This window comes from Xanthomonas prunicola, from assembly GCF_002846205.1.
In the GTDB taxonomy this organism is placed as follows: domain Bacteria; phylum Pseudomonadota; class Gammaproteobacteria; order Xanthomonadales; family Xanthomonadaceae; genus Xanthomonas; species Xanthomonas prunicola.
The window spans coordinates 45,926-69,506 of sequence record NZ_PHKV01000011.1 but is presented as its reverse complement, the minus strand read 5'-3'; the positions used below and the strand labels follow the sequence as shown (position 1 = coordinate 69,506).

The window sequence follows — 23,581 nt, the reverse complement described above, 5'->3', positions numbered from 1 at the left end:
GGCCTCATTCCTCTTCCACGGTGGACTTTTCGATGTCGGCCTTGATCAGGAAGCTCTGAGCCACCACCACCTGTTCACCGGCCTTGAGCCCTTCCAGCACTTCGGCGCGTTCGGCGTCGCGGCGCCCCAGCTTCACCGGCCGGGTGTGGTAGGTCTCGCCCTGCTGCACGTAGACCACGTCCTGGTCCTCTGCGGTCTGCAGCGCAGTGATCGGCACCACCAGCGCCGCCGATTGGCGATCCACCGTGACCCGCGCCTTGACCGCCGAACCCGGCCGCCACAGGCCATCGGTGTTGGCCACGGTGGCGCGCGCAATGGTGCTTTGGCTGGCGGTGGCGGTGCCGGGCAGGACGCGCTCCAGCGTGGTTTGCGCCGTGACGTCATCGCTCAAGCGGGTGACCGTCACCGGTACGCCGGCACCGATGTGCTGGGCGTCGGCGCCGAAGATGTGCAGGTCCACCCACAGCGAGGACAGGTCGGCGACCTCGAACAGCGGCGCGCCCTCAGCGGCTGCCATGCCCACAGCGGCCGTACGCGCCATGACCACGCCACTGATCGGCGCGGTGACGGTGTAGGTAGTCAGGCTCAGGTTGCTCTCCACGGTGGCCAGTGCCTGGCCGGCACGCACCTGATCACCCACGCCCGCTCGCACAGAACGGACCGGTCCGGGGAAGCGTGCAGTGACCTGCGCGATGCGCCCATCGATCGGGGTCAGCAGCCCTTGCACCTCATGCTCGTCAGCAATCTCACCTGGACCCGCCGGCGCGACCTGGATACCCGCCGCCTGCGCAGCTTTGGCGGCAATCTTGGTTTCCAGCGGCGCTTCCTCGTGCTCGCCGTGCTCTTCGCCCTCAGCGGCGGCGCCGCCCTCGGAGGCTTCGTTGGGGGTCGACGCGTTGCAGGCGGCCAGCATCAGGGCCATGCCCAGTGCGGTCCAGGAAAAGCGATTCATGGGGTCTCTCCGGTGGAAGCGGCCGCCGGCGGCGTGACAAGCGCCTGGCCGGTCAGTCGTTGAATTTCGATCAGGGCGCGCTGCGCATCGAGCGCCACGTCCAGCTGCTGCTGGGCCATGGCCGTGCGTTCGGACTGCAGCTGTGCCCATTCCAGATAGCTGATCGCGCCGGCGCGATAGGCGCGCTCGGCAGCCTGCTCGGCCCGGGCCAGCTTCGGCAGTACGTCTCCTTGCAGCCGCGCCACTTCGGCCTGCGCCACGGTGTAACGGCCATGGGCCTCGACCAGCGTGGAGTACAGCGACAGGCCCTTGGCCTCGCGCTCGATCGTCAGGACCTCCAGCTCGGCTTCGCCGGCGCGAATCTCCGGCTGTGCGCGGCTGCGGCTGCCCAGCGGCATGGACAGGCTGGCCACCAGCGCGGTGTCGTCGGACTCCTGCAGGCGGCGCACACCGAGCTGCCAGGACAGGTCCGACGAGGCCGCCGAACGCGCCAGCTGCAGTCGTGCCTGCGCGATCCGACGGGCGTCGGCAAACTGCGCCAGTTCCGGAGTCCGCTCCAGCTCCTCGGCCAACGTCTGCATGGACGCGATCGCCGGCAAGACCCTGGGATCGGCCGCGGCCACCTCGAAGCTGGGAGCACGTTCGCCCCACAGTGCGGCCAGATGCTGACGAGCGGCGATTCGCTGCTGATCGGCCCGATCACGGGTCAGCTCGGCCCGCGCCAGCGCTGCCTGCGCGGTGAGTACCACCGATTCGGGCGAAGCACCGGCCTGCAGGCGCTGCCGGGCGGCCGCCACGGTCCGCTGGCGCTGGCCGACATCCACGTCCGCCAGCCGGCGTTGACGGTCGGCGCCAACGACGGCCAGATAGCGCTGCGCCGTCTCGGCGAGCAGGTCCAGCCGGCCGGTCTCCCGGTGCACGGCCAGCGCATCAATCCGGCTTTGGGCCAGGGTTCGGCGCGCATCGAGCTTGCCGCCGCGCTCCAGGACCGAGCTCAGGCTCAAGGTCAGCTCGGCGCTGTCCAGACCACGGGCCACGCCCGTGCCCAATGCATTTTCGACCTCGGCACCGACCGTCCACGGTGGGCGCTGCATGGCCTGATCGCGCTCGGCAGCGAGCACGGTGGCCCGCGCATCGACCAGGCGCAGCTCGGGGTGGGTTTGGGCCACACGCGCGAACGCGTCGTCCAAAGTCATCAATTCGGCCGCCGCCGCCGGCGTCGTCACCGCGCCGCCCAACAGCAGCCATGCGGCTATAGCCGCCAATCGCACATGCATGGAAGTACTCCGAAGGTTCTCGATATCGACAGGGCGCCGGCGCATGCCAGCCGACCTCACCCTGCGATCGGCGGTCGGAACGGCGCGATCAGGTGCGCGGGCGGATACCGGGGCGTATCGGCGTCCAGCGCGTGCAAATACCGGCCGATGTCCGCCACGGCCAGCAGGATCTCAGGGGCCGGCGCGGCTTGGCTGCAACACAGCACCAGCTGCTGAAGCCGATGCAGGGCGACGTCTACGCCACGCTCGGCAGCTGGTGGCGCCACTGCCGGGCCACGGTCGGCAGCGGCCAGATGGGTCTGGGCATGCAGCTCGCCGACCAGTGCCAGCACCGGCTGCGCCACCAGGCCCACGGCCAAGTGCGCCAGCAGGAGCCAGCGCAGGCCAGAACCCAGCCGGCCAAGCCTGGTCATGCAGCCGTCTTGCGCGCGTCGGCACGTGCCCGGCGGGCATCACCCAAGATCTCGAAGGCTTCCTTGATCACATACAGGCCGATCAGGGCGCCGATCACGAAATCTGGGTACGGGCTGGCCAGCCACCACACCAGGAGGCCCGCCAGGATTACGCCAACATTGGCGACCACATCAGCCCGGGTGAACAGCCAGGTCGCCCGCAGATGCACCTCGCCGGACTTCAGCGGCGCCAGCATGCGCAGTACCGTCACGTTTACCACCAGCGACAGCAGGGCGGTGCCAATCATCCAGCCGCTGACCGGCTCGGCACCGAACATTACGCGGCGGCCGACCTCGACCAACACGCCCACACCCAGCACAAGCAGCACGCTGCCGCTGACCCACGCGGCATTGGCCTTGAAGCGCGCCGTGCGCCCGATAGCGACCAAGCCAATGGCATAGGCGGTGGCATCGGACAGCATGTCCAGAGCGTCGGCCAGTAGGCCAGTGGAATGAGCAACCCAGCCGGCGATACCGCCGATCACGGCCATCGCCGCGTTCAACGCCAGGGCGATCCAGAGGACGCGCCGCTCCTGCGCGTTCTTAGCCTCGTGGTGGCAGCCGCAATCACTCATCGGAACATCTCCATTCGCAGGGAAGCCGGGCCCGGGCGGGCCGCTGGCATGACACAGCCGGTGAGGGTAAAGTCCGTAGCTACTACGGAGTCAAGCGTACTACGAATGAAAATCAGTGAGGCTGCCGACGCCAGCGGGTGCCATCTGGAGACCATCCGCTATTACGAGCGGATCGGCCTGCTGCCGCGCCCGGGGCGCTCGGGCAATGGCTACCGGGTCTATGGCCCGGCCGACATCGAGCGGCTGCGCTTCATTGCGCGCGGCCGGGACCTAGGCTTCAGCCTGGAGGAGGTCCGCAGCCTGCTGCAGCTGGCCGGCGATGAGGAGCTCTCGTGCGGGGACGTGGATCGGCTGGCACGCAGCCATCTGACCGACGTGCGGGCGCGCATGGCCGACCTGCAGCGCATGGCCAGGGAGTTGGAACGGGTGATTGCCAGTTGCCACGGCGGGCAGCGGGCGGAATGCACCATCCTGTCGACCCTGCGGCAGCCGGTCGCTGTGGAGGCCACGCGCCAGTGACCGAACTGGACCGCTACCTCGATGCGGCCACGCGCCAGAACACGGTGCGCAGCTATGCGTCGGCGCTACGGCACTTTGAAGTCGAGTGGCAAGGCCACCTCCCAGCGACACCTGACAGCGTGGCCCGATACCTGGCCGCGTATGCGCAGACCCTGGCCACCAGCACCCTTCGCCAACGCCTGGCGGCCATCGCCTCTTGGCACCGCGACCACGGATTTGTCGATCCCACCCGGTCGCCGCTGGTGCGCAAGGTGCTCAAAGGCATCCAGACCCTGCACCCCGGGCAGGTCAAGCAAGCCGCGCCGCTCCAGATTCGGCGGCTGGTCGAGCTCGACGACTGGCTGGCCGCTGCGATCGCGGCGGCACGCGCGCGGGGCGACGGAGCGGCAGCGCTGCGCCACCAACGGGACCGAGCGCTGGTGCTGCTCGGATTCTGGCGTGGCTTTCGCGGCGATGAACTGCTGCGTCTGGACGTGGCCCATCTCACGCTGGTGCCGGGACAGGGGATGACCTGTTTCCTGCCGCGCAGCAAGAGCGATCGCAGAGCGGCCGGCGTTACCTACAAGGTGCCGGCGTTGTCGCGGCTGTGCCCGGTGGAGGCGACCCAGGTGTGGCTGCAGGCGGCCGACCTGCAGGAAGGACCGGTATTTCGGGCGGTCAACCAATGGGGCCAGGTGAGCGCCGAAGGCCTCCATCCCAATAGCTTGGTGCGCCTGCTACGCGAGTTGCTGACCAGTGCCGGCTTTGCCGATGCGGGGCTCCACAGCAGCCATTCGTTGCGCCGCGGCTTTGCCAGTTGGGCCAACGACCAAGGCTGGGACATGAAGGCGTTGATGGAGTACGTGGGCTGGCGCGATGTGCAGTCGGCCATGCGCTACCTGGATGGGCGTGACCCGTTTGCCCGGGACCGCATTGAAGCGAGCCTACCCAGCCCAACCGCGCCGGTACCGGCGATGGCACTGCCGGCACCCGAGGGCAAATCTGCGCTGCAGCTCCGTCTGCGCATGGTGCTGACCCCGTTTGCCCGCGCGGGCCGCGGCGCGGCCAAGGCCCGGGGCCGGATTGAAGAGATCTGCTTGGCTCCGTTCCAGGCAGTGCGTCTGAACACCGCCAGCAGCGAGTACCGGTTAACTGTTCCCACCGATCCCGATCAGGATCTGGATGAAATCCTGGCCACGTTGCTCGATGACATGCACCGCATGGCCGATACGCACCAGTGTTTCCTGGAAGCGTCTCTCAATACAGACGACGGCCGGCACTGGGATTGATCCCCTCATAACCTCCGGATCCAATGGCTACCCTTCACGAGACCGCCTACCCGCGACTGAAGCCTGATCCCACCGCCAAGGAACTGGAGGAGATCTACACCCCCACCGCCGCTGAGATTGCATTCGCCAAGCAGCTGACCACCCAGCCGGGTCCGCAACTGGCGGTACTGATCCATCTCAAGCTCTTCCAGCGCTTGGGTTACTTCACAGTGTTGGCCGAAGTGCCCGAGCGGATCCGGAAGCACATCGCCAAGGCCGCCCGACTCGGGCGCGTATTGGACACCGACCAGCTCGAACGCTATGACGCCTCCGGCAGCCAGCGCCGGCATATGCCGCAGCTGCGGCAGTTCATTGGGGTGCGTCCCTTGGACAAAGCTGGGTTGTCTTGGCTGGACACAGTGGCCACCGGAGCAGCCCAGACCAAGCACACTATCCCGGACATCGTGAACGTCCTGCTCGAAGAGCTGGTGCACCACCGCTACGAACTGCCAGGCTTCCGCACCTTGGAGCTGGCCGCCATTGGCGCACGCGAGCGGGTCAATTTGGGGTACTACCGCAGCATCAGCCACGCACTGACGCCTGCCACACGCACGCTCATTGACGAATTGCTGCGCGCACCGGAAGGCTCCAGATTTACTGGCTGGCAATCGCTCAAGCGCGAGCCTGGCCGGCCGACCAACAAGGAAGTTCGTTTTTATCTGCAGCACATCCGCATGCTGCAGCAGTTGGCTGACCAACTGCCTCCCATCGATGTGCCGGTGCCCAAGCTCAAGCAATTCCGTGCAATGGCTCGGGCCTATGACGCCAGCGAACTGGCCGAATTGGCTGAGGACAAGCGCTATGCGCTGGCCACCATCTTCATTCGCGCCCAGCACGCCAAGACGCTGGATGATGCAGCCGAGTTGTTCATCAAGCAGGTGCGCGGGCTGGAGAACACGGCCCAGCAGAAGCTGCTGGCTTACCAGCTCGAACATGCCAAGCGGGCCGACTTCCTCATCGGCCAGCTCAAGGAGATCCTGCAGGCCTATCAGCTCGACGGCAGCGATAGGCAGCGCGTGGATGCCATCGACAACAGCCTGGAAGCGGAAGTGTCGACCTTGCTGGCCGAATGCGAAGAACATATGGCCTACGCCGGGAAGAATTACCTGCCTTTCATGCTGCAGCCCTATGGCGCGGTCAGGCCGCTGCTGTTCAATGGGCTGGAGCTGATGAATCTACGGGCGACCAGCCACGACGCCGGCATGGAGCCGTTGATCACAGCGGTGCTGTCGCTGCGCAACCAACGCCGTGAGCTGATCGAGGTCGCATCCCTCGGCCTGGACCCGGAAAAGGACTTTGACTGGATGTCCAAGCTCTGGCGTCAGCACGTGTTCGGCAAGCGGGCCAGCGCAGCAGGCGCCGGCTGGATGCACCGTAAATACTTCGAGCTGGCCGTGCTGGTGCAGGTCAAAGACGAACTGAAGTCCGGAGATCTCTTCATTCCCAGCAGCGAACGGTTTGATGACTACCGCGAGCAGCTGGTCGATGAAGCCACCTTGGCGCAGGAACTGGAAGCCTATGGCCAGGTGTCAGGTCTACCCACCGACGCCGCGTCGTTCGTGGCTGGGTTGCGCGCACAATTGACCACCCTGGCCGATGAGGTCGATGGGCGTTTCCCGGAGAACGTGCATGCGGACATCCTGGAGGGGCGCCTGGTGCTGCGGAAGGGGCAACGCGCCGAAGTCTCCAGCGCGATTACCACCGTTGATCGCCTCATCGCCGAACGGCTTCCAGAATCCAGCATCGTCGATGTCCTAATCGATGCCAGCCAATGGCTGGATCTGCACCGTTTTTTCCGCCCGATCGCCGGTACCGAGAGCCAAGTCGAAGATCTGCCGCGACGTGTGATCACCACGCTATTTTGCTATGGCTGCAACCTAGGGCCGACGCAGACGGCGCGGTCGATCAAGGGCTTCAGCCGGCGCCAGGTTGCTTGGCTGAACCTCAAATATGTGACCGAGGATGTGCTTGAGAAGGCCATCGTGGAGGTCATCAATACCTACAACAAATTCGACCTGCCGGGCTATTGGGGCAGCGGGAAGAGCGCCTCAGCAGATGGCACCAAATGGAGCGTCTACGAGGACAACCTATTGTCGGAGTACCACATCCGCTACGGCGGCTACGGCGGCATTGGCTACTACCACGTGTCCGACAAATACGTGGCGCTGTTCAGCCACTTCATTCCCTGTGGCGTTCACGAGGGCATCTACATCCTCGATGGCCTGCTGGCGAACACTTCCGACATACAGCCTGAGATCGTCCATGGCGACACGCAGGCGCAGAGCTACCCGGTCTTCGGTTTGGCCCACATGCTGGGCATCCAGCTGATGCCCAGGATACGAAACATCAAGGATCTGACATTCTTCCGGCCCGAACCTGGCAGGACCTATAAGAACATCCAGGCACTGTTCGGAGACAGCATCGACTGGCAACTGATCGCGACCCATCTCCACGACATGCTGCGGGTGGTGATCTCGATCCGATTGGGGAAAATCACCGCGTCCTCGATCCTGCGCCGGCTGGGCACCTATAGTCGGAAGAACAAGCTGTACTTCGCCTTCCGGGAACTTGGCAAGGCCGTCAGAACGCTGTTCTTGCTGCGCTACATTGATGACAACGAGATCCGCAAAACGATCCATGCTGCGACCAACAAGAGCGAGGAGTACAACGGCTTCGTGAAGTGGGTCTTCTTTGGCAGCCAGGGGATCATTGCTGAGAACGTCCAACACGAGCAGCGCAAGATCATCAAGTACAGCCAGCTGGTCGCCAACATGATCATCCTCCACAACGTGGAGGGCATGAGCCGCACCTTGGCTGAGATGCGGAAGGAGGGGATTGAACTGACGCCCGAGATCCTGGCCGGCCTGTCGCCGTATCGGACCAGCCACATCAATCGCTTCGGCGACTACCATCTCGACCTTGATAGGGAAGTGGCGCCGCTGAGCTATACAGCGAAAGTCCTTGAACAGGCCCCATAGACGGGGAGATCCGCTATCGGGACAAGGAAATTATGATTTTGTTTCAATCGCTTAGGCGGTTTTTGGCCCTGTACGTAACGATTCCCTGCCGACCCTCCTGTTCGGCGACAACCAGCGACTGCCGAGCTTGGTTAGCAGCAACGGAATACTGATGAATTTGCGCTTGCCAAGAAGCCTCCCGATTGCCTAAGTCATCTTGTAGTGCAACGAGGTCGGCACGCTGTTGAGCCAGGTTGGCGTCAGCGTGGCGCTGTGCGGCTGCCAGCGCATGCTCCCACCACTGTGAGGCCAAGGTCGCTAGCTCCTCAGGGGCATTGGGTAGCTCAAGTTTGACCTGCTGCACGATCAGCCGCTCACCCAATCTTCCCCACCAGGTTTCCAGCCAGCGAACCACGGTGTTTGGCGAGCCAGTGCCAAGATGAGCACGGATGCGTTCCACGGTCGGGCGTTCGCCAAGCGCGACAAGCGCGTCGGCGGCGCCGTGAACATCTGATTCTGTGATGCCTCTGGCCATTGAAGTGCCTCCCTGATTGGCGCCCTGCCCTGCAGTTGACGTACTCGCGATAAGTGATGATTATCGTGGCTATCGGCACCGGAGCGTAGTGTGCATTACATACTATGAGAAATAATTCCACCAGTACCCTCGTCGTCCAGACCGTCCAGCACCTGGTGCTGCCGGAACAGCTGGCCCAACAAGCGGCTGACGCGGTGCGTGAGCTGTTGGCCGAGGCGGCCGCGGCCAACACCACCCGCAGCTACGCCAGCGCGCTGCGCTACTGGGCCGGCTGGCACGCGGCGCGCTACGGCATCGAGCTGGCCTTTCCGGTGCCCGAAGCCACCGTGCTGCAGTTTGTGGTCGACCACGTGCAACGCCGTTCGACCGAGGGCGAACTGGCGTGGGAGCTGCCGCCGGCGGTCGACCAGGCGCTGGTCGCAGCTGGCCTGAAAGCCAAGCTTGGGCCTTGGACCCTCACCACGGTTCGCCACCGGGTGGCGGTGTTGTCGACCGCGCACCGGCTCAAGCAATTGGCCAACCCCTGCGAGCAACCGGCGATCCGAACTGTGCTCAGCCGTGCCGCCCGAGCCGCCGTCAAGCGTGGCGAGCGGCCGCGCAAGAAAACCGCGATCACGCTGGCCGAGCTGGAAGCCATGCTCGCCACCTGCGACGACAGCCTGGAAGGCCTGCGCGATCGCGCCCTGCTCTGCTTTGGGTTCGCCAGTGGCGGGCGTCGCCGCAGCGAGATCGCTGCCGCCGACCTGCGCGACCTACGGCGGATCGGCGACAACGGCTATATCTACCGGCTTGAACACAGCAAGACCCAGCAGGCCGGTGTCACCGCATCTTCCACACCGGACAAGCCTGTGCTCGACCGGGCCGCGCTGGCGCTGGAGGACTGGCTGGAGGCTTCCGGAATCATTGAAGGGGCGATCTTCCGGAGGCTGTGGAAACGGCGTGTGGGCCCTGCCCTCTCCCCGGCGGCCGTGGGCGAAATCGTACAGCGGCGGGCGCGTATGGCGGGACTGGAGGGGGATTTTGGAGGGCATAGCCTGCGATCAGGATTTGTCACCGAGGCCAGCCGCCAAGGGGTGTCGCTGCCGGCAATCATGCAGCTCACCGAGCATCGGGCGGTGTCGAGCGTGATCGGGTACTTCCAGGCGGGCGGTGCCACGGCTAATCCCGCTGCTCGCTTGCTAGAAGATTGACTGCCATCGGTCGTCGCCCAGACGCAACTCGGCCGCGCCGCACAACCGGTACGGCGCCACGTAGCGGTTGTTCACCAGTTCGCCTCAACTACGCTAGCGACATCTGTGTATACAGAAACACCATCAATCGCCGAATCCTGCCAGAAGCAATCAGTAGAGTCTTATCTTCACTTTCGACGATTCTTGCGCCTAGAAGCCTTCGCCATTTTATTGCGGCCCTTCGCCTTCTTCCGTGATCGTGGAATGGGCGCCGCTGGTGATTCCGGACATTGATGAGGGAAGTCTTGAGTCCAGCTGTGCTGTAAAGGCAGATTCTCCGCGAGTATGCCCACATCATCGGCCAACCGCCGCAATTCCACCAAATCGACCTCCGCATCTTCGGTCAAACGGTAAACCGCTAGGTCCTCGGAATAGCCAGCGTAATCCTTCACCGGATGATCGAACGCCATACCAATGAATGTCGTTGCCTCAGGCATGCGCAGCTTTGCGCATTGCAAATAAATCTGAAGGAACGAAGCACGCCGCCTGCGGTACTCGGCATAGTCTTCTCCAGGCAGCAGCGGATCAACCAGGAAGGCGTACGCCACCTCTGGCTGCTGCAACGTGGAGAACAGTCTCATCCGCCTGGCATCTGGCCGTGTCTTGGCCATCTCGAATGCAGCTAACAAGACATCCGAAAGAAACCTCCTCTCGAACCGACTCTTAGACGCGATGATGCGAAGTGCGACCTCTAGATCCTGGTTGCTCGTGGTGGCACCCATGATTCCTGGGTTGCCTTCCTTGATGAACCGATCAACCAATCGGTCCCAGAGATAGCTTGTTCTATCGGCAACCTTCTTTGCTTTGTACTCGGGTCGTTCGTGGAGGCCTGGCCAATGAGATTCGTCGAACCAAAGAATGTCGGGAAGTGACTTCCCGTCTTGTGGCGGCAAGAACCAGTGCTCACCGTCCCTCATGTTCGTCATGTACGCGGCAAGTAACTGCTCTTCCCCAGCGGCGATGACAACTGTTCCCGATGTAAGCAGTTCCTCTCGCGCCTTCAGATAAGCGATGAAGTCAGCAGCCGTATCGCGCTCGCGTAGGACCGCCTCGAGAGAGAATTCGTCAAAGACGTGCACAAACTGTTTGCGCGGCTCAACTACGCCAATGGTAAAGGGGTGCTGGTGATGATCTTTTCCGACAATCCCCGTATTGATCTGATGTGTGCCAAGACTCCCTTTAAAATGCTTTGAATAAGGGACAAACGATCCACGCGTCGTTGCGACAAGATGGAACCGCGCACGATCTGGCGGAGGAAGCGGGACCGGCAAGGGTTTCTTGCAGGCTGCATCCTGATAGACGCGGCCAGGAAAGCGCTTGGCCCAGTTCATCGCGCCATAGAGCTGCCGCACCGACTTCGTTATCGCGCTCTTGAACCAACGCGGCCACGCAACATCGAGTGCAACGCCCTCGCTGAAGCGAATGTGCTTGTCCGAAAACAGAATGACGTCATCTCCAAAAACCACGAGAACGTCAGCGAACTCGTTCCCACTCGAGGCACCATCCTCGCGAACGCCTTCGTCAGTAAAGGTATTTGGATAGGACCACAGGCTCAGAAAGGAGTGCCTGCAAAGGCGCGCGAGAAAACGTTCCGATTCGGTCTCACCTTCTGCCGTGGTGAGATCGAAGATCGGGCCGGCGGCAACCTCGGTAGGATCTACTCCCTTCGGCGGAGCAAGTCGGGGCGGCTGTCTCCCAGGACTGTCGCTGGCTGTCGCGTCTGATGCCTCTTTGGATTCTTCGTTCATCCCCGCTCTCCCCGGGCGCCCCGTGAAAGTTGATGTTGCATTGCCGGTCCACGCGAAACCCGAACTATTCGAAGCTGTTATCCCGAGGATCTCGTTCCTGCTGTTCCCATGCACGCTCGCGCTCAATCTGGCGCTCGAAGTCCTCGCGATACTGCCTGAGCGCAGCGAGATCCTCGCCTTGAAGGAAGGCCTCGAGCGCATCGAACAACGGCAACCGCTTGGACATGATGGCGGCCCGGGATCCGCTCCAGCTCATGGGCTTAACCCGGCGGGCCAACGCCCGGATCACCTTTATCTGCTCGGGTGAGTGCCGGATCAGTTCCAACGCGACTTCGCTCCAAACCACATGTTTGTCATCGTCCTCGGCGAACGCCGGAATCGAATCGGCCAGTAGCGCCCAACGCTCGGAATCACCACCACGGCACCATGCCAGCAATGTTTCCAACGGGACGTTGGCAAGCGGGTGTTGCCCACCGTGCAGGCCTTCGAGCGTCAATGTTCGAATGAACCCTCGAGGGTCGTCCTCGCTGGGATCCAGCAGCTCGTCAAGTGCGGCCACCGGATGAACCGAAAACAGCGCGCCAATAACGTCTTCGAAGTCGTACGAGGACAGCGTATGGTCCGCCATGCCTGCACGGAGGCTCAGGAGCAGCGCCCTAGCTGCCGGCTCCCCGTCAGGACCCGCCATGCACTTCTCCACCAGCGACTTGAGGGAGAAGTCGAGCTGGTGGTTCCGCCGTACGGTCAGCGGCACCTTAGGCACGAGCTCACGGACGGCGGCAGTAATTTCCGGGCCCGCCTGCGGCTTGCCGTGCAGATGCATCGCCACCACGTCCAGCGCGACCAGCAGGCCATCATCCTTGTCGGCGATGCCACGGATCAGCCGCGCCATATCCGGGTCCGCCAGTCCCTCCGTGACACGTCCGTAGGCGAGGTACTGGTACTTGTCGGCAGGTGCGGCACGGCGCTCGAGCGAGCGCATGAGCCTTTCGCTGCCGCGCTCGTCCAGTGGTGCACAGGTCTGCAGGACGGGCACCCACTCGGAAAGCGTCGGGCTATCCAGTGCTTCATCCAGAAGTCGTTCGAATAGCGGCCTGTCGACCTCGTGGAGGCCACCCAGGAATCCAAGCAGCACCTGCACACCGCGGACATCAGCATCGGTCGATTCGAAGGCGGACACGAGTGCACGCCAAAGTTGCTCCGGCTGGTTCGACCCCTTCGCGAGCCCGAACCCGAACCTCGACTGGCGCGCCTGCTTGTTCTCGACCAGCATCGGAAGCAGTACCTCCAGCGATTCGGCGTCCGTCGCCACCGCCCGCCCAAGATCCTCCGCGTAGCGCTCGGCACGCTCATAGGGCTTCAGGCCGTCGTATTCGTCCCCGTCGGTGATATCCAGTCCGGCCGAGAACGAGGTCAACACTACGGCCTTGGTCTGTGCGACCAGGGTCGTTGGGCGGATTTGTTGCTCAAGAGCCGCCAGGCGACGCGCCCCCTCCGGATTCTTCTCGTCCTTGTCGAACCGCATCGTCTGGCGAATGGCCAACCACCCCTTTTCCCAGCCGAGTGGCATCAGCCTCGCGACGGCATCCTCCAACTGGTCGTACCGGCGGACATTGGTCCACAGTGACCGGAAGTTGCTCGCCAGCATGTTCCGGACCCTCGCGCCCAGCGCCGACTCGCGCATACCGAACTCCACCGCAAGCGCGATGAAAGACTCGAACCACGCCAACGCCTCCGGCCCACGCTTGGGCGTGTATCCATAGTTCCGCGACCACGCCCCGAAGTCGAAACCGTAGTGCGAGGAGAAATGGTTCGTCTCCAAGGCGGAATCCAGGCACCGGATCGCCAGCCCCTGCACGCGCTCGTCTGCCGACTCCAGGTGCGCACGAAGCCATGATGCGCGCTGGTCCCTGGTGGCGTGCGTGCCGGACAGGTAGATGGTGAACATCGACTTGATGAGCTCGTCGGTACGGTCCATCCGGTTCCCGGTCGGCTCGGCCAGCACGAACAGCACGAGAACCGCCAAGCACCGGTCGAAATGCTCGGCTTCGTAGGCAATGGACCGGAGCAGGTGCGTGATGGTGCTTCTGGCCGGGTTGTCCACGGACAGGAACTGTTCGGCATCATTGCCGTTTGCCGCCCGCTCGATCGATTCAAGCGTCGCCTTGCGATCCACCGGCGCCACGTTGCGAAGCACCTCAACCAGCGGTTCGTTGAGCCCGGCGACGTCACCGAGGAGTCCTTCTTCAGCCAACCATCCGCGGACGATGGCGACGGCCTCTTCGCTGTCGTGCAGGTAGCCCAGCCGGCGCGAGAACGAGCGTAGCAACCGCCCTCTGCCCTCCACCAGCTGGGGGGCGATGAAGCTGTAGGGAATCGCCGAAAGTGCCAGCTTCGCAAGGCGGTTCGCGATGGCATGCGGCAGCACTGCGCGCCAGGGACCACGCTTCTGCGCCAAGCCGCGTTGGAGCAGCGTGGCCACTTCGCCGTGGAACGCGAGCACCCCCATGTTGGCCAGTGCGGCCAAGCGGGGGAGCTCGTTCGCCTCGTTCTCGCCATCGAACGAGTACACCAGCGCACAGGCTCGTGCTGCGCGCAGCAGCGAGTCGTTTTTGTCGTGTTTCTGCCAGAACAGCCGGTTGAAGAGCGCGTCGTCGTTCAGCCTACCCAGCGACTCATGCTTCCCCACCGTTTCGGCCAAGGCGATAGCGACCCTGGAATTGCCTTCCGAGAAGCGAGTGATCGTTGCAGCGTCGACCTGCGAGATATGCGGGTACTGCTGCTTGATCACCTCGGTGATCAGCTCCGAAGACGCCGGCTCCAACCGGAAGACGCTCGTCTCGTTCGGCGTATCCTCGCGGATGTCGTATTCAATGGTCAGCAGGCTGACGGTATTGGAGCCCTTGCACTTCGCCGCCAGCTTCGCGTGTAGCTCGGACGAACAGTTGTCGACCACGAGCACAACTCGGCGCCCGGCGGCGACCAGCTCGTCCAGGAGCACCTGCGGCACCGGCATCGGCTCGTCGGAAACGTCGCAATACACCGCCAGTGACGGATCAATGGCGTTCTCCACAGCCTCCCCTTCGAACAAGGCCTGGGCGAACCGGGTCTTCCCGACCCCGGACAGACCCGCGATGCGGACAGACGCGCCTCCCTTGCGCAGCAGCGTGCGCACGTACTGGAGTCCCTCCTGCAGCGAGTACCGGTGCTGTTCGCGATCAGCGGGGTCGACCAGGCGCGGGGATTCGTCGTCGACGAAGGGATGGGCCTTGCCTCCCCGATTGACTACCCACTGCCCATGGGGGCGCCATCCCTGCAGCGGTTTGCCGAGACGCTCCCGGACCCACGTGACGACCCCGGGATGCCGGTTGGTCCAGTCGGCGATCCGCCGTGCGTCGTAGAAGTCGACGAACGCGGCGTCCGCGCCCTCCCCCCCGGCCACAGCCTCCTGCATGGCCTTCTTGCGTTCCTGATAGCCGCTGTCGGAGGTGCTTTCCGAGCTGACGATGATGTACGCGCCACCGGTCTGGAGGATGTTGCGAATCGACGGACGCAGTACGCCGCCCGGACACATCTCGGCCTGGATCTCGGACCGGGGCATCCGCATTTTCTTCACTTGGTAGCCGATTACGGGCCGGGGGAAGCCGGCTTCGTCCGCGACTGCCTGCGATGCATCGAGTCGCACGTCCACCCCACCATCTGAAGCGCGCTGATCGCCACCCCAGGTCACGTGCTGCGACGGGTGTCGGCTCGCCGCCAGGCTTGCGTCGCACAGCCTGGCGAGGAGTTCGCGCAGGGCGCTGTCATCCAGTTCGGCGACATCACGGGGGGTGATCTCGAACAAGCTGCTCTCCCGAATCAGGTCGGTGCGGGTCCTGGTAAGCGTCGGCCGTGCACCACGCGCCTGGCCGGGTGCGACTTCGATCAGCCCGGCCTCCTCCAACGCGACGACATGCTTCCGGGCGGCGCTGCGCGAGGCCAGCCCACAGGCCTCCGCGATCTCAGCGAGGGTCGGCGGCTGCCCCTGTCGGGCCACGCGTTCCTGGATAAAGGCCAGCACGGCGAGCCGACGATCGCTGAGCTTCTTCATGGAGAACATATGTACTCCATAAAAGAGAACGCATCAATACTCCTTCCAGACTCTGCTCCTATCGCACCGCCAGGCGCCCCAATCCCAATGAATGATGAGACGGACAAAGCTCTTCAGGCAGCCGCGTCAGCCACCGGCTACCGTCCACATGTGCACCCGGCCCCGCTCTGCGAGGCTACGCTTTTCGCCGCTCGGCCTGTGACTGAGCCAGTTGGGTCGCCTGCTGCAAACGCTCCATAAGCACAGATCGCGGCGGCAGGGTCATTAGGTACTCGGCGACGCGGATCCCCGACTAGAAGTGGGTGGTGACCATGTGCGTGATCTGGACGGAACCATTCCGCTGCTCACGAAAGTCTGGGAGCGGCCGCCGTAAAGGCTCCATCGGAACAGCAGCCGGAGCGTAAATTCCTCGTAGCCTTATGAGTCCGGATACTCAGTAGGCAGCCTTAGCAGCACCCGTAGCGTACGGAGTCCGCTCGGACGAAGCGGGCCCGCCCTACCCCCGATAAATCATCCTAATCCGCTGCCCCGCCCATGCGCACCCGCCGGGCGCTACTATCCTTAGCTTCAGCTAGAGATTCCATGAGGCTCGTGCGCAGCGACTGAGCGGCAGCAGAGAACTGATCAAGTTGAGCGATTCGTTTCTCCAGCTGCTCAATGCGATACCTCTCGAGTGATTCCTGCTCCCGCCCCATCGCCACGATCCTAATTCGGAGTTCAGTGTAAGGGTCTTCATCTTCGAGGTCCTGAGCAAACTCCAACCATTCAGCGCTCTCTCGCCCAGCCACCTGCGCTGCAAGCGTAAGAACGTGGTGAATGAGGCTGCGAGCGATGCCATCAATTTCTAACGCAGTCGTCAGTAGCTCATCTATTTCATTGCCTGCGCCAATAGCGAGCGCCTCAAGGGCCCGCCAGCGATCGTTGCGATAATACGACCCAGCATCAGGATGCAGAGAGTCGATAACTTCGATTATCCGGTCAACGGATTCGAAGATTCCTCTCTCGGTAGGAAAGGTCCGCGCCAGCGCCCACAGATCCATAATGGCGCGCGCACACTCTTCCAGCGCCTCTCTGTGCTGAGCCGGAGCAGCCTGCTCAGCGCGCACGATCAATTCGGCGATGTAATGCGCCATCCATCGCGCAAGCGTGTTTGTTGAATCAACCAGTTTAAGCTCGGCGATGAGCCTTTCGCCTAGGGCGAGCACTGAAGCCGACGATGCACGGGGAGCCCGCCGCTTCGATCCTGATGATACTAGTTGCTCGCTCTTCTTGGACATCTTCAGCCCTGCTTTGGTAGTTGAAAGGTACAACTCGGCGATCGCAGGTGACTTCAATGATCAGCGTTCGCCCCTGTCGATCCAGCATCTCTTTCAGGAACTTCATGTCTACCAAGAGGCGTTCTCCACTTGGGCTGCGCCCATCCTCATCGTAGGTTCGTTCGCCCCACCGCTCCACCCACGCCACGCAAGTTCCGTCATTCTGGTGCCACTCACCTGAGGCTTCATCCAGGGTGATTCCAAGCTCATCAGCCACCGCGCCGGCGATGTCCGGAAATCGTCGGGACAATTCTCCGGCCCACGGATCATCAGAATCAGCTCCCGTCTCCTTGCCCGCCTCGGTTACCCAGCCCTCCAATACATAGTCCCCGTGGTGGATCTCGTGAGTATCCTGGAAATCGGGAAGTGCGTAGTCATAAGGGTTTCGGGTCGTCGCCAATGCTCGAGCCAGCGCCCCGGCGCGCGTGCGCGATGCCAATGCACTGACCACGCGAAGTGATTCGCTGTTGCGCCCGGCATACTGTGTCCATCTGCCTGCAGCCACGACCGCCTCGCCATGAGCCATGATGCGCGATAGCGCGTAACTCTTTGCGGCAGGTACGGGCCAAGTGCCCTTCTCGTGTGCCGGGAATTCTATGACATCTGTCGGAGGCAACTGCCTGCTGTCCGCCAGCCAGTCGCCCTTGGGATCGAACGAGGCATTCTCCAGAAGCCAGTAAGAGAATGAGCCCCAAGAGCTCTCAAGGTCTTCATGAAGCGGATGTGTCTCCAGTAGCTGTCCTGCGGCCTCCATCAGCGCGTGATAAGAGAGATAGAACGACAGGTTATCCTTTCCTCCCAACTCGTTGCCTCGGTGCCTCAGGTCTTCCTTGAATTGGCCGCGCTGAGCACGCACATCGCTGTTGTAATCGCCGCTTTCATGCAGCCCCCACTGCTCTCGGATAACTCGGCATGCGATTTCTTCGATCTCTCTTGGATATATGGCAAAGGCTCGCGCTAGCGGCTCGATCCAGCTTCGCGAGAAGTCGTAGCCGAAGGTGAACTCACAATCGACGTTCGGTCGGGCTTGATTGCGGTGCAGTCTTGTGTGGGTGGCGGAGAATTGGGTTGGCAGGTGGGATGAATTTATCGCTATAAGCGTATTGCGGGTATCCGAATCCATCTCAAGGTGGGCCTGATCGGCTAAGTTCAGCAGGGTCCTAGCCGCCATGCCTCTGGAGATCACGTGTCGATTTTTTCGGGATGCCAATGACTCCAGCCACTGGGCATGACGCGCGACAGCCTGCGCACTCTCACGAGATGCACGGTCGACGGCGGTCAATAGCCATTGGAGCGCGTGCATTCTGTAAAAGTGGAGGCTCGCGTCTGTAAAGGCGACCGCACTTCCTCCAGTTGCGAGCGCAACAAGATCCGCAAAAAGTGAATCGCGCCCCAAGAAGCACAATGCGCGGACGGCATGGGCTGCCTGCCACCGGCGGCCCGACTCAACAGCCCCCAAGGCAGCCCAGATATAGCCTGCGACACTCTCGCGACAACCTCCTGCGGGTTCTAGGTGCGGACTCCACGGCCCATCCCCCTGTTCGTAACCGAGGCTGTCCTCTAGATGCTCTAGGCCATAGCCTAGGACAGAACGTGCTTCCGCCGGGTTCAGGAACTGTGCGGTGATGCCGACGAGTTGAAAGAGGCGTCGGGACGAAGTTGGCAGGCTAGTCTCTGCAATTGCGTCAAGTGCGGACCGAAGCAGGTCCTGCCGCGAGAGCCCGGTCTTCTCGTAAACAAGGTCGAAGGGTAGCGGTTGGTGATAGCGGTTGATGTCGAGCGACGTCGCATGCTCACGCACAGTGCGGTCAACGAACGACGCTAACGTCTTTCGCAACGCGAGTCCGTCCACCCAGATCGAGGGAATCCTCTCGAGAAGCTCATGAACCGCATAGAGATTCCATTCATCAATCGACTCAAGACTCTTGAGGAACTCGCCTTCCATGCCGTGATGCACGCGGCCTACAGCTTCTTCAATCCATCTCTCTCGCCAACGCCCGAGTCGCTCATCGGGCATTCGCGATTGACTCTCTAGGAGGCCCAGGGTGGTGGCGAGATCGATGCCTTCAAACACCGCTTCCCAGTCTGGACTGGGCTGGCGCGCGCTAGATGTTGAATCCTCGTGTGACACATCGCCTGACTCAAAACGTCTCGCACGCTGCTCCAGCTCGCGGAATGGCCGAGCTTCCAAGCCCCGTTGCTGAACAGCATTTGCAACCATTTTCAAGTGCTGCTTGGAACTCGCGGAAAAGCGTAAGTATCGGTAGAACTGAGTCAGTAGCTTGTCTTTCTCAGCACGGCTGCCGGCCGCGTCTAGCGCCATCGAGATCATGGACGACCAGTCCCAATGGCCCTCAAAGCAGATGAGTGCGGCGCCATCGCGACCATCCAGATTGCCCCGCTTGCACAAGAATTCGACAAGCTGGGGCAAGAATCGCTCGGGCTCACCAAACCGACGATCGCGCCAACGACTCATGATGGCTGGCGCAGTCCGCGGTGACAGCGTGGCGATTGCCTCGACTGTGTGCTCCCAATCGAAGTGTTTGTCTCGATCAACGTATGATCGCGTTAGCTCGGCGGCACGGGCGAATCGATGGGCTAGGCGCGGATCGTCGGCTTTATCTTCGGTACAAGCGTCGCTCAAGTTCAGTAGGGCATGCCATCGCTCGAGGTTCTCCTGCCCTATGTTGCTGGCGACACGGACCGCCTCACTGAAGTATTGCAAGGCTTCATGCTTGCTGGCCCCAAGCACAGCTCGAGAGAGTAGAACGAAGCTGTCGGCCATTGATTCAGCCAGCTCGGTGTCCTCTCCGATTCGACTCCGGGCCTTTTTTGCAAAGGAAAGGACGACGTGTGGAGGTCCTTTAGTCAATGCCGCGCGACGCGCGAGGTCTGCCAAGGTTGGGATGAACAGAGGGATCCGCAATCCTTCCTGCCATTGCACTAGACCACTCCAGAGAGTTTCGTCTCCGTCTAGCAGGACAATGCACTCAGACCACAGCCGCGCGACCTCGTCTGCCGTTGCAGACCAGTCCTGATAAACGTCACGCCTGTGGCGGGTCCAACTCTCCAAGGCTTCGGATAAAGACGTGGCAAATTGCCCTTGCGACAATGCGCCAGTACGGACCTTAACGCTAAGTTCGTGCCAAGGAATCAGAGCCTTGAGGTTCTCAAAGCCTCGACCACTAAAGTCACTCTTCGCAGTTTTTCTGGAGTTGCGCTTCGAGCCATAAATGACCTCAAGCGTCAAAGACTTGCCCGAAAGTCCGGCAAGCAAAGCATATGCGCGTAAGAATACAATTCTATCGTCGTTCAGATGCTCTGATTCGAGCGCCCCAGGCACGCTTTTGGGTAGGTAGCGGCGCAACAAGCTCGCGAGCTTACGTTTTGGCGCCAGCCGGTAGCGCTGCGCAGTCTCAATAATCGACGAAATTGCTCCAACTCGCGTGGCGTCACCTCGCCAGTCGCCAGGCGACTCGATTCTAACTCGAGGATGAAAGAGCAGGCGCATGATTCGCTTGGCGGCGTGCTTCGGCACTTGTCGCTCGACTTTCCTGAGCTCCTCGGCGACCGCCAGAACTAGGCCGATATCGTTGCCGGCTGAAATAGCTAAGGCCTCTGCATCCTCCCACCGCGCCCCGTCGACCAGGCGCTTTCCAAGCAAGCGCCCCACGCGATAGGAAATCTCGCGCGGTCGCCATCGGCGCAACTGATCAGCGCAGCGTGCAGGTCCATGGATATTTAGCTCCGCCCACTGCAGTTCAAGGATGTCACCGTCCTCAAGCGAGGTTGAGTAATCATCCCTTCGTCGGTTCCTCAGCCAATGGTTGAGCCAGTCATAGGCAATCCGCAGTTGAGCGCGTGCTTCGCCCTTAAGACCTTCTCGTCCTGAGAGAAGCGCTGCTTCATAGGCGTGCTCGGACCCCGTCCAGTTTCCACCGATGATCTGACGTCTTGAGACCTGCTCCACGAGCTGATCCCCATCGAGGAACTGTGATGCCAGATCCACATTTCCGCTCAAGAGCGTTTGCTGACGACCGTCGGCCGCTACACGTCCGCCGGCCTTCAATGCGAGCTTGGCGGCATCGGCATATCGACGTGCTCGAAGTGCCGCCAGGGTCGCGAACTCCAGTCGCTGCAACTCGACATCACGCCGCGCGATCTCGTCATTCTCAGGAAGTGCGTCATCATCTAGGGCGAGATGAACTAGCTCATCAAAGCGATCAGTGCTCAACATCAGCGCCGGGAGCGCAGAGGCGGCATAGCGACTCTCCCGCGCCAGTGGTCTCAGGCGACGTACGAACGCATCGAGCTCCTCGTGGCCGGGCCTGAAATGCTCTTGGAACCACGTCTCCGTCGGCTCGTCCCTGAACTGTACGGAATCTTCGCGAATCAGCAGCGGTTTGCCGAGGTCATGGACGAAGCTTCTAACCAAGCCTTCGTCAACGCCCGCTGTCAAAGCAATGACTCTGATCGGCACGAATGGGCGCAGTGTAGCGAGAGCCGCGCAGATGCGGTCAATTTGAGTTCGCTCTATCGCTGACGCGGCATGGCGGGTCTGGCTGACAGCCCGCTCCAACAGGTCCGCAATGGTGTCGTCGACAGTCCGGGGCGATGGGCCTAGGCTGCGCAGGACCGTGGCCAGGGGCGCGGCCGGGTCTAGATCGAGTGCTGTACGCTGAACCCGCGGATTGCGGGACGTCAGGCGATGAAACTCCAGAACATCAGCCTCGACAATCTCGGTAAAACGGGTCCTGAGAAGATGTTCAGTCTCCTGCTGAGTGAAACCATCAAGGTCAAACCGGGTTACGCCCGGCGGCGGATGGAGCTTGTCGATCCTATGAGGGCGCGAAGTGAGTACCAGCCGAACGTTATCGGGAAGGGCCTCGGTGAGCAGTAAGCGAGGGAAGCTAGGGGGATGGTGGAACTCTTCGGCCGCCATCTCGGCGTTGTCTGCCGCGTCCAAGATCAGAATGAGGTGCGCATCGGCGGACCTGCTCCGCACAACTATGCTGGCTTGCTCCACCCGTGCCAGAAACGCGCGCACATAACCAGAGTCATCCGCCTTTGGCGTAGGGATCAGGGGGTGACACAGGCCATGGGAGGCCATTTCATTTGCCAGTTGGACCAATCCGTCTTTCGCGCGATGTCTCAGTCCGGTCGCGCTTCTATATCCACCGTTACCGAAGCAGTCGTAGACGAAAGCCGTGTCCGAAAAGGCGGCACCGATCTGGGTGGCGACGACGGATTTGCCGCAACCGCCATCGGCGGAGACAATGACTGGCAACTGCGAATCGATGATGACCTTGAGCAAGTCTGGCATCTGGGCGCGGGGCACGACAACGGCAGGCGAATCGATGACATTCGGTGCCGGGAAGAGCTCGTCTAGCCTGGTGCCGATCGTGTCCAGGACATCTTCGCGTCGGATCTCGTGGTTGGATCTGAATTCTGATGTGGCCTTGCGTGCGACGAGCTCGCGCAGAGCAATTGCCGCGTCTTTGTCGTTATCTGGAAGGTAAGCTCTCAGGTCTCGATTGAGTAGTGAGCGCTGTTCAAGAAATCCTTCGACGCGCGTGATCGGCCGGAATAGGGAGGCAAATACCTGGAGGTCAGCGGGCGCTAGCCCAGTTACACGACTGATGTAGCTCGCGTAGCGCCCTGTCGTACCCCTCGTCAGCTCCGCTAGCGCCTGTTCAACCTTAGATGAGATTGGCCGATTGGTTTCGAACTCAAATGCAAAACGGGTGCGGACGTCCTCGATCCCGAATTGGCCGGCCAATGCGGTGAAGCGATCCGAGAAGTCTTTGAGCGTCTTTCGCAAGCCGCTTGCGGTCCATTCCTTGTCGGCATGAAGCGTCGAGTGCTTGAGCTGGCGATAGCGCACGAGCCGCGCCGTCGACAAACTGGTGCTGCCGTAATAGAGGGCGAGGTCGATGGATTCGATGCCCGCGTTGACAGAGTCCTGCTTTGAGATTCCTTCGACGGATACTACCTGTAGGTCGGAGGATGACTGAAGGAGTTCTAAGCAAAGGCGCGACGCGCGCGAGTAATGAAACTGGTCGCCGTCTCTGCTTGGGCCTACATCAAAAGTATCAATTTGCTGCGCCATCGACTTCAATTCCGGATGTTAACTTCACTAAGGTGGTCGGCATCGGGGCCTGCGTGTCCGACGGTGCGGCACAACGAATTCTAGTGACAACTATACTGTTGGCAGCCCGCGGGGGAGATTTTGCCTATCCCCCGCTAAGTTCGCCCAGATATACGAGTGTACCCTTGGGATCAGTGCATACCCCTCTTGCCAGATGTTGCGGTGCGCGCGACCTAAGATCCGATTATCCCAATCGAGGTGCACCACTGCTGACGCGGCTTGAATCACGTCCTGGGAATCACTTTGCCCTGTTCCAAGGTAATCGCCCGGAGCCAGTGATGGCCTTGAGGCGTTTGGCGACTCCATTGTCGGTTTCGATGCCGGAGGCCTTGATGGAAACCTCTAGTGCTTTTAGTTTCGCGATGGCTATGTGCACACTGGCCTGACCTTGCACATATCCAAGGTTGACGTATCCCCAGTTGGGTCCATTCGCCTGGGCAGCGGGCCAGTGGGTGTTATTTCGATGTAACACACTA

General features: G+C 61.9%; 12 protein-coding genes and 1 pseudogene. 4 read left to right on the top strand and 9 right to left on the bottom strand.

Going from position 1 to position 23,581, the window contains the following annotated elements; all coding sequences use genetic code 11:
- Window positions 1-4: 4 nt before the first annotated feature.
- From XpruCFBP8353_RS20350 to XpruCFBP8353_RS20335, 4 genes are read right to left on the bottom strand one after another with little or no spacing between them, the layout of a single operon-like run.
- Window positions 5-952, bottom strand: a complete 948-nt coding sequence (locus tag XpruCFBP8353_RS20350) for an efflux RND transporter periplasmic adaptor subunit (RefSeq protein ID WP_081029748.1) — start codon at window positions 950-952, stop codon at window positions 5-7.
- The gene (locus XpruCFBP8353_RS20345) at window positions 949-2,229 is read right to left on the bottom strand and encodes a TolC family protein (RefSeq protein ID WP_101364858.1); all 1,281 of its coding nucleotides are present in this window, start codon (window positions 2,227-2,229) and stop codon (window positions 949-951) included. Before XpruCFBP8353_RS20345 ends, XpruCFBP8353_RS20350 begins: the two co-directional genes overlap by 4 nt.
- 56 nt (window positions 2,230-2,285) lie before the next feature.
- Window positions 2,286-2,642, bottom strand: a complete 357-nt coding sequence (locus XpruCFBP8353_RS20340; protein ID WP_057681760.1) for a hypothetical protein — start codon at window positions 2,640-2,642, stop codon at window positions 2,286-2,288.
- The gene (locus XpruCFBP8353_RS20335) at window positions 2,639-3,256 is read right to left on the bottom strand and encodes a cation transporter (protein ID WP_057681761.1); all 618 of its coding nucleotides are present in this window, start codon (window positions 3,254-3,256) and stop codon (window positions 2,639-2,641) included. Before XpruCFBP8353_RS20335 ends, XpruCFBP8353_RS20340 begins: the two co-directional genes overlap by 4 nt.
- A gap of 105 nt (window positions 3,257-3,361) precedes the next feature.
- On the opposite strand from XpruCFBP8353_RS20335, the gene XpruCFBP8353_RS20330 reads away from it, so the two are divergent.
- The 3 genes from XpruCFBP8353_RS20330 to XpruCFBP8353_RS20320 are packed head-to-tail and all read left to right on the top strand — an operon-like array spanning window position 3,362 to window position 8,060.
- The gene (locus XpruCFBP8353_RS20330; protein ID WP_101364857.1) at window positions 3,362-3,775 is read left to right on the top strand and encodes a MerR family transcriptional regulator; all 414 of its coding nucleotides are present in this window, start codon (window positions 3,362-3,364) and stop codon (window positions 3,773-3,775) included.
- Entirely contained in the window at window positions 3,772-5,043 is a 1,272-nt protein-coding gene (locus XpruCFBP8353_RS20325) for a site-specific integrase (RefSeq protein WP_101364856.1), read from the top strand. The genes XpruCFBP8353_RS20330 and XpruCFBP8353_RS20325 overlap by 4 nt, the downstream gene beginning before the upstream one ends.
- 23 nt (window positions 5,044-5,066) lie before the next feature.
- The gene (locus XpruCFBP8353_RS20320) at window positions 5,067-8,060 is read left to right on the top strand and encodes a Tn3 family transposase (protein WP_101364855.1); all 2,994 of its coding nucleotides are present in this window, start codon (window positions 5,067-5,069) and stop codon (window positions 8,058-8,060) included.
- Between the two features lie 43 nt (window positions 8,061-8,103).
- On the opposite strand, the gene XpruCFBP8353_RS24490 is transcribed toward XpruCFBP8353_RS20320, so the two are convergent.
- Complete coding sequence (locus XpruCFBP8353_RS24490; protein ID WP_101364854.1) at window positions 8,104-8,574, bottom strand: DNA-binding protein; 471 nt, start codon at window positions 8,572-8,574, stop codon at window positions 8,104-8,106.
- Between the two features lie 104 nt (window positions 8,575-8,678).
- On the opposite strand from XpruCFBP8353_RS24490, the gene XpruCFBP8353_RS20310 reads away from it, so the two are divergent.
- Window positions 8,679-9,764 carry a site-specific integrase gene (locus tag XpruCFBP8353_RS20310; RefSeq protein ID WP_101364853.1) on the top strand — a complete coding sequence of 362 codons (1,086 nt, stop codon included), beginning with the start codon at window positions 8,679-8,681 and terminating at the stop codon, window positions 9,762-9,764.
- A 167-nt stretch (window positions 9,765-9,931) separates the two neighbouring features.
- Here XpruCFBP8353_RS20310 and XpruCFBP8353_RS20305 read toward each other — a convergent pair whose 3' ends face one another.
- The 4 genes and pseudogenes from XpruCFBP8353_RS20305 to XpruCFBP8353_RS20285 all read right to left on the bottom strand — a co-directional run bounded on the left by XpruCFBP8353_RS20305 (window position 9,932) and on the right by XpruCFBP8353_RS20285 (window position 23,066).
- Window positions 9,932-11,551, bottom strand: coding sequence for a hypothetical protein (locus tag XpruCFBP8353_RS20305; RefSeq protein ID WP_101364852.1), 1,620 nt, complete (start codon window positions 11,549-11,551; stop codon window positions 9,932-9,934).
- A 3,889-nt stretch (window positions 11,552-15,440) separates the two neighbouring features.
- A pseudogene (locus XpruCFBP8353_RS24710) lies at window positions 15,441-15,641 on the bottom strand (LexA family protein); the annotation flags it as partial.
- A 515-nt stretch (window positions 15,642-16,156) separates the two neighbouring features.
- Window positions 16,157-16,774 carry a hypothetical protein gene (locus tag XpruCFBP8353_RS20290; protein ID WP_101364850.1) on the bottom strand — a complete coding sequence of 206 codons (618 nt, stop codon included), beginning with the start codon at window positions 16,772-16,774 and terminating at the stop codon, window positions 16,157-16,159.
- Between the two features lie 34 nt (window positions 16,775-16,808).
- A complete protein-coding gene (locus XpruCFBP8353_RS20285; protein WP_101378182.1) occupies window positions 16,809-23,066 on the bottom strand; it encodes a MalT transcriptional regulator family protein in 6,258 nt (2,085 codons plus the stop codon).
- Window positions 23,067-23,581 lie beyond the last annotated feature (515 nt).

Coding starts and splice junctions, on each gene's coding strand:
- XpruCFBP8353_RS20345 (WP_101364858.1), bottom strand. CDS start 2,229: ATGCATGTGCGATTGGCGGCTATAGCCGCATGGCTGCTGTTGGGCGGC.
- XpruCFBP8353_RS20310 (WP_101364853.1), top strand. CDS start 8,679: ATGAGAAATAATTCCACCAGTACCCTCGTCGTCCAGACCGTCCAGCAC.
- XpruCFBP8353_RS20335 (WP_057681761.1), bottom strand. CDS start 3,256: ATGAGTGATTGCGGCTGCCACCACGAGGCTAAGAACGCGCAGGAGCGG.
- XpruCFBP8353_RS20330 (WP_101364857.1), top strand. CDS start 3,362: ATGAAAATCAGTGAGGCTGCCGACGCCAGCGGGTGCCATCTGGAGACC.
- XpruCFBP8353_RS24490 (WP_101364854.1), bottom strand. CDS start 8,574: ATGGCCAGAGGCATCACAGAATCAGATGTTCACGGCGCCGCCGACGCG.
- XpruCFBP8353_RS20290 (WP_101364850.1), bottom strand. CDS start 16,774: ATGGCGCATTACATCGCCGAATTGATCGTGCGCGCTGAGCAGGCTGCT.
- XpruCFBP8353_RS20285 (WP_101378182.1), bottom strand. CDS start 23,066: ATGGCGCAGCAAATTGATACTTTTGATGTAGGCCCAAGCAGAGACGGC.
- XpruCFBP8353_RS20305 (WP_101364852.1), bottom strand. CDS start 11,551: ATGAACGAAGAATCCAAAGAGGCATCAGACGCGACAGCCAGCGACAGT.
- XpruCFBP8353_RS20350 (WP_081029748.1), bottom strand. CDS start 952: ATGAATCGCTTTTCCTGGACCGCACTGGGCATGGCCCTGATGCTGGCC.
- XpruCFBP8353_RS20320 (WP_101364855.1), top strand. CDS start 5,067: ATGGCTACCCTTCACGAGACCGCCTACCCGCGACTGAAGCCTGATCCC.
- XpruCFBP8353_RS20340 (WP_057681760.1), bottom strand. CDS start 2,642: ATGACCAGGCTTGGCCGGCTGGGTTCTGGCCTGCGCTGGCTCCTGCTG.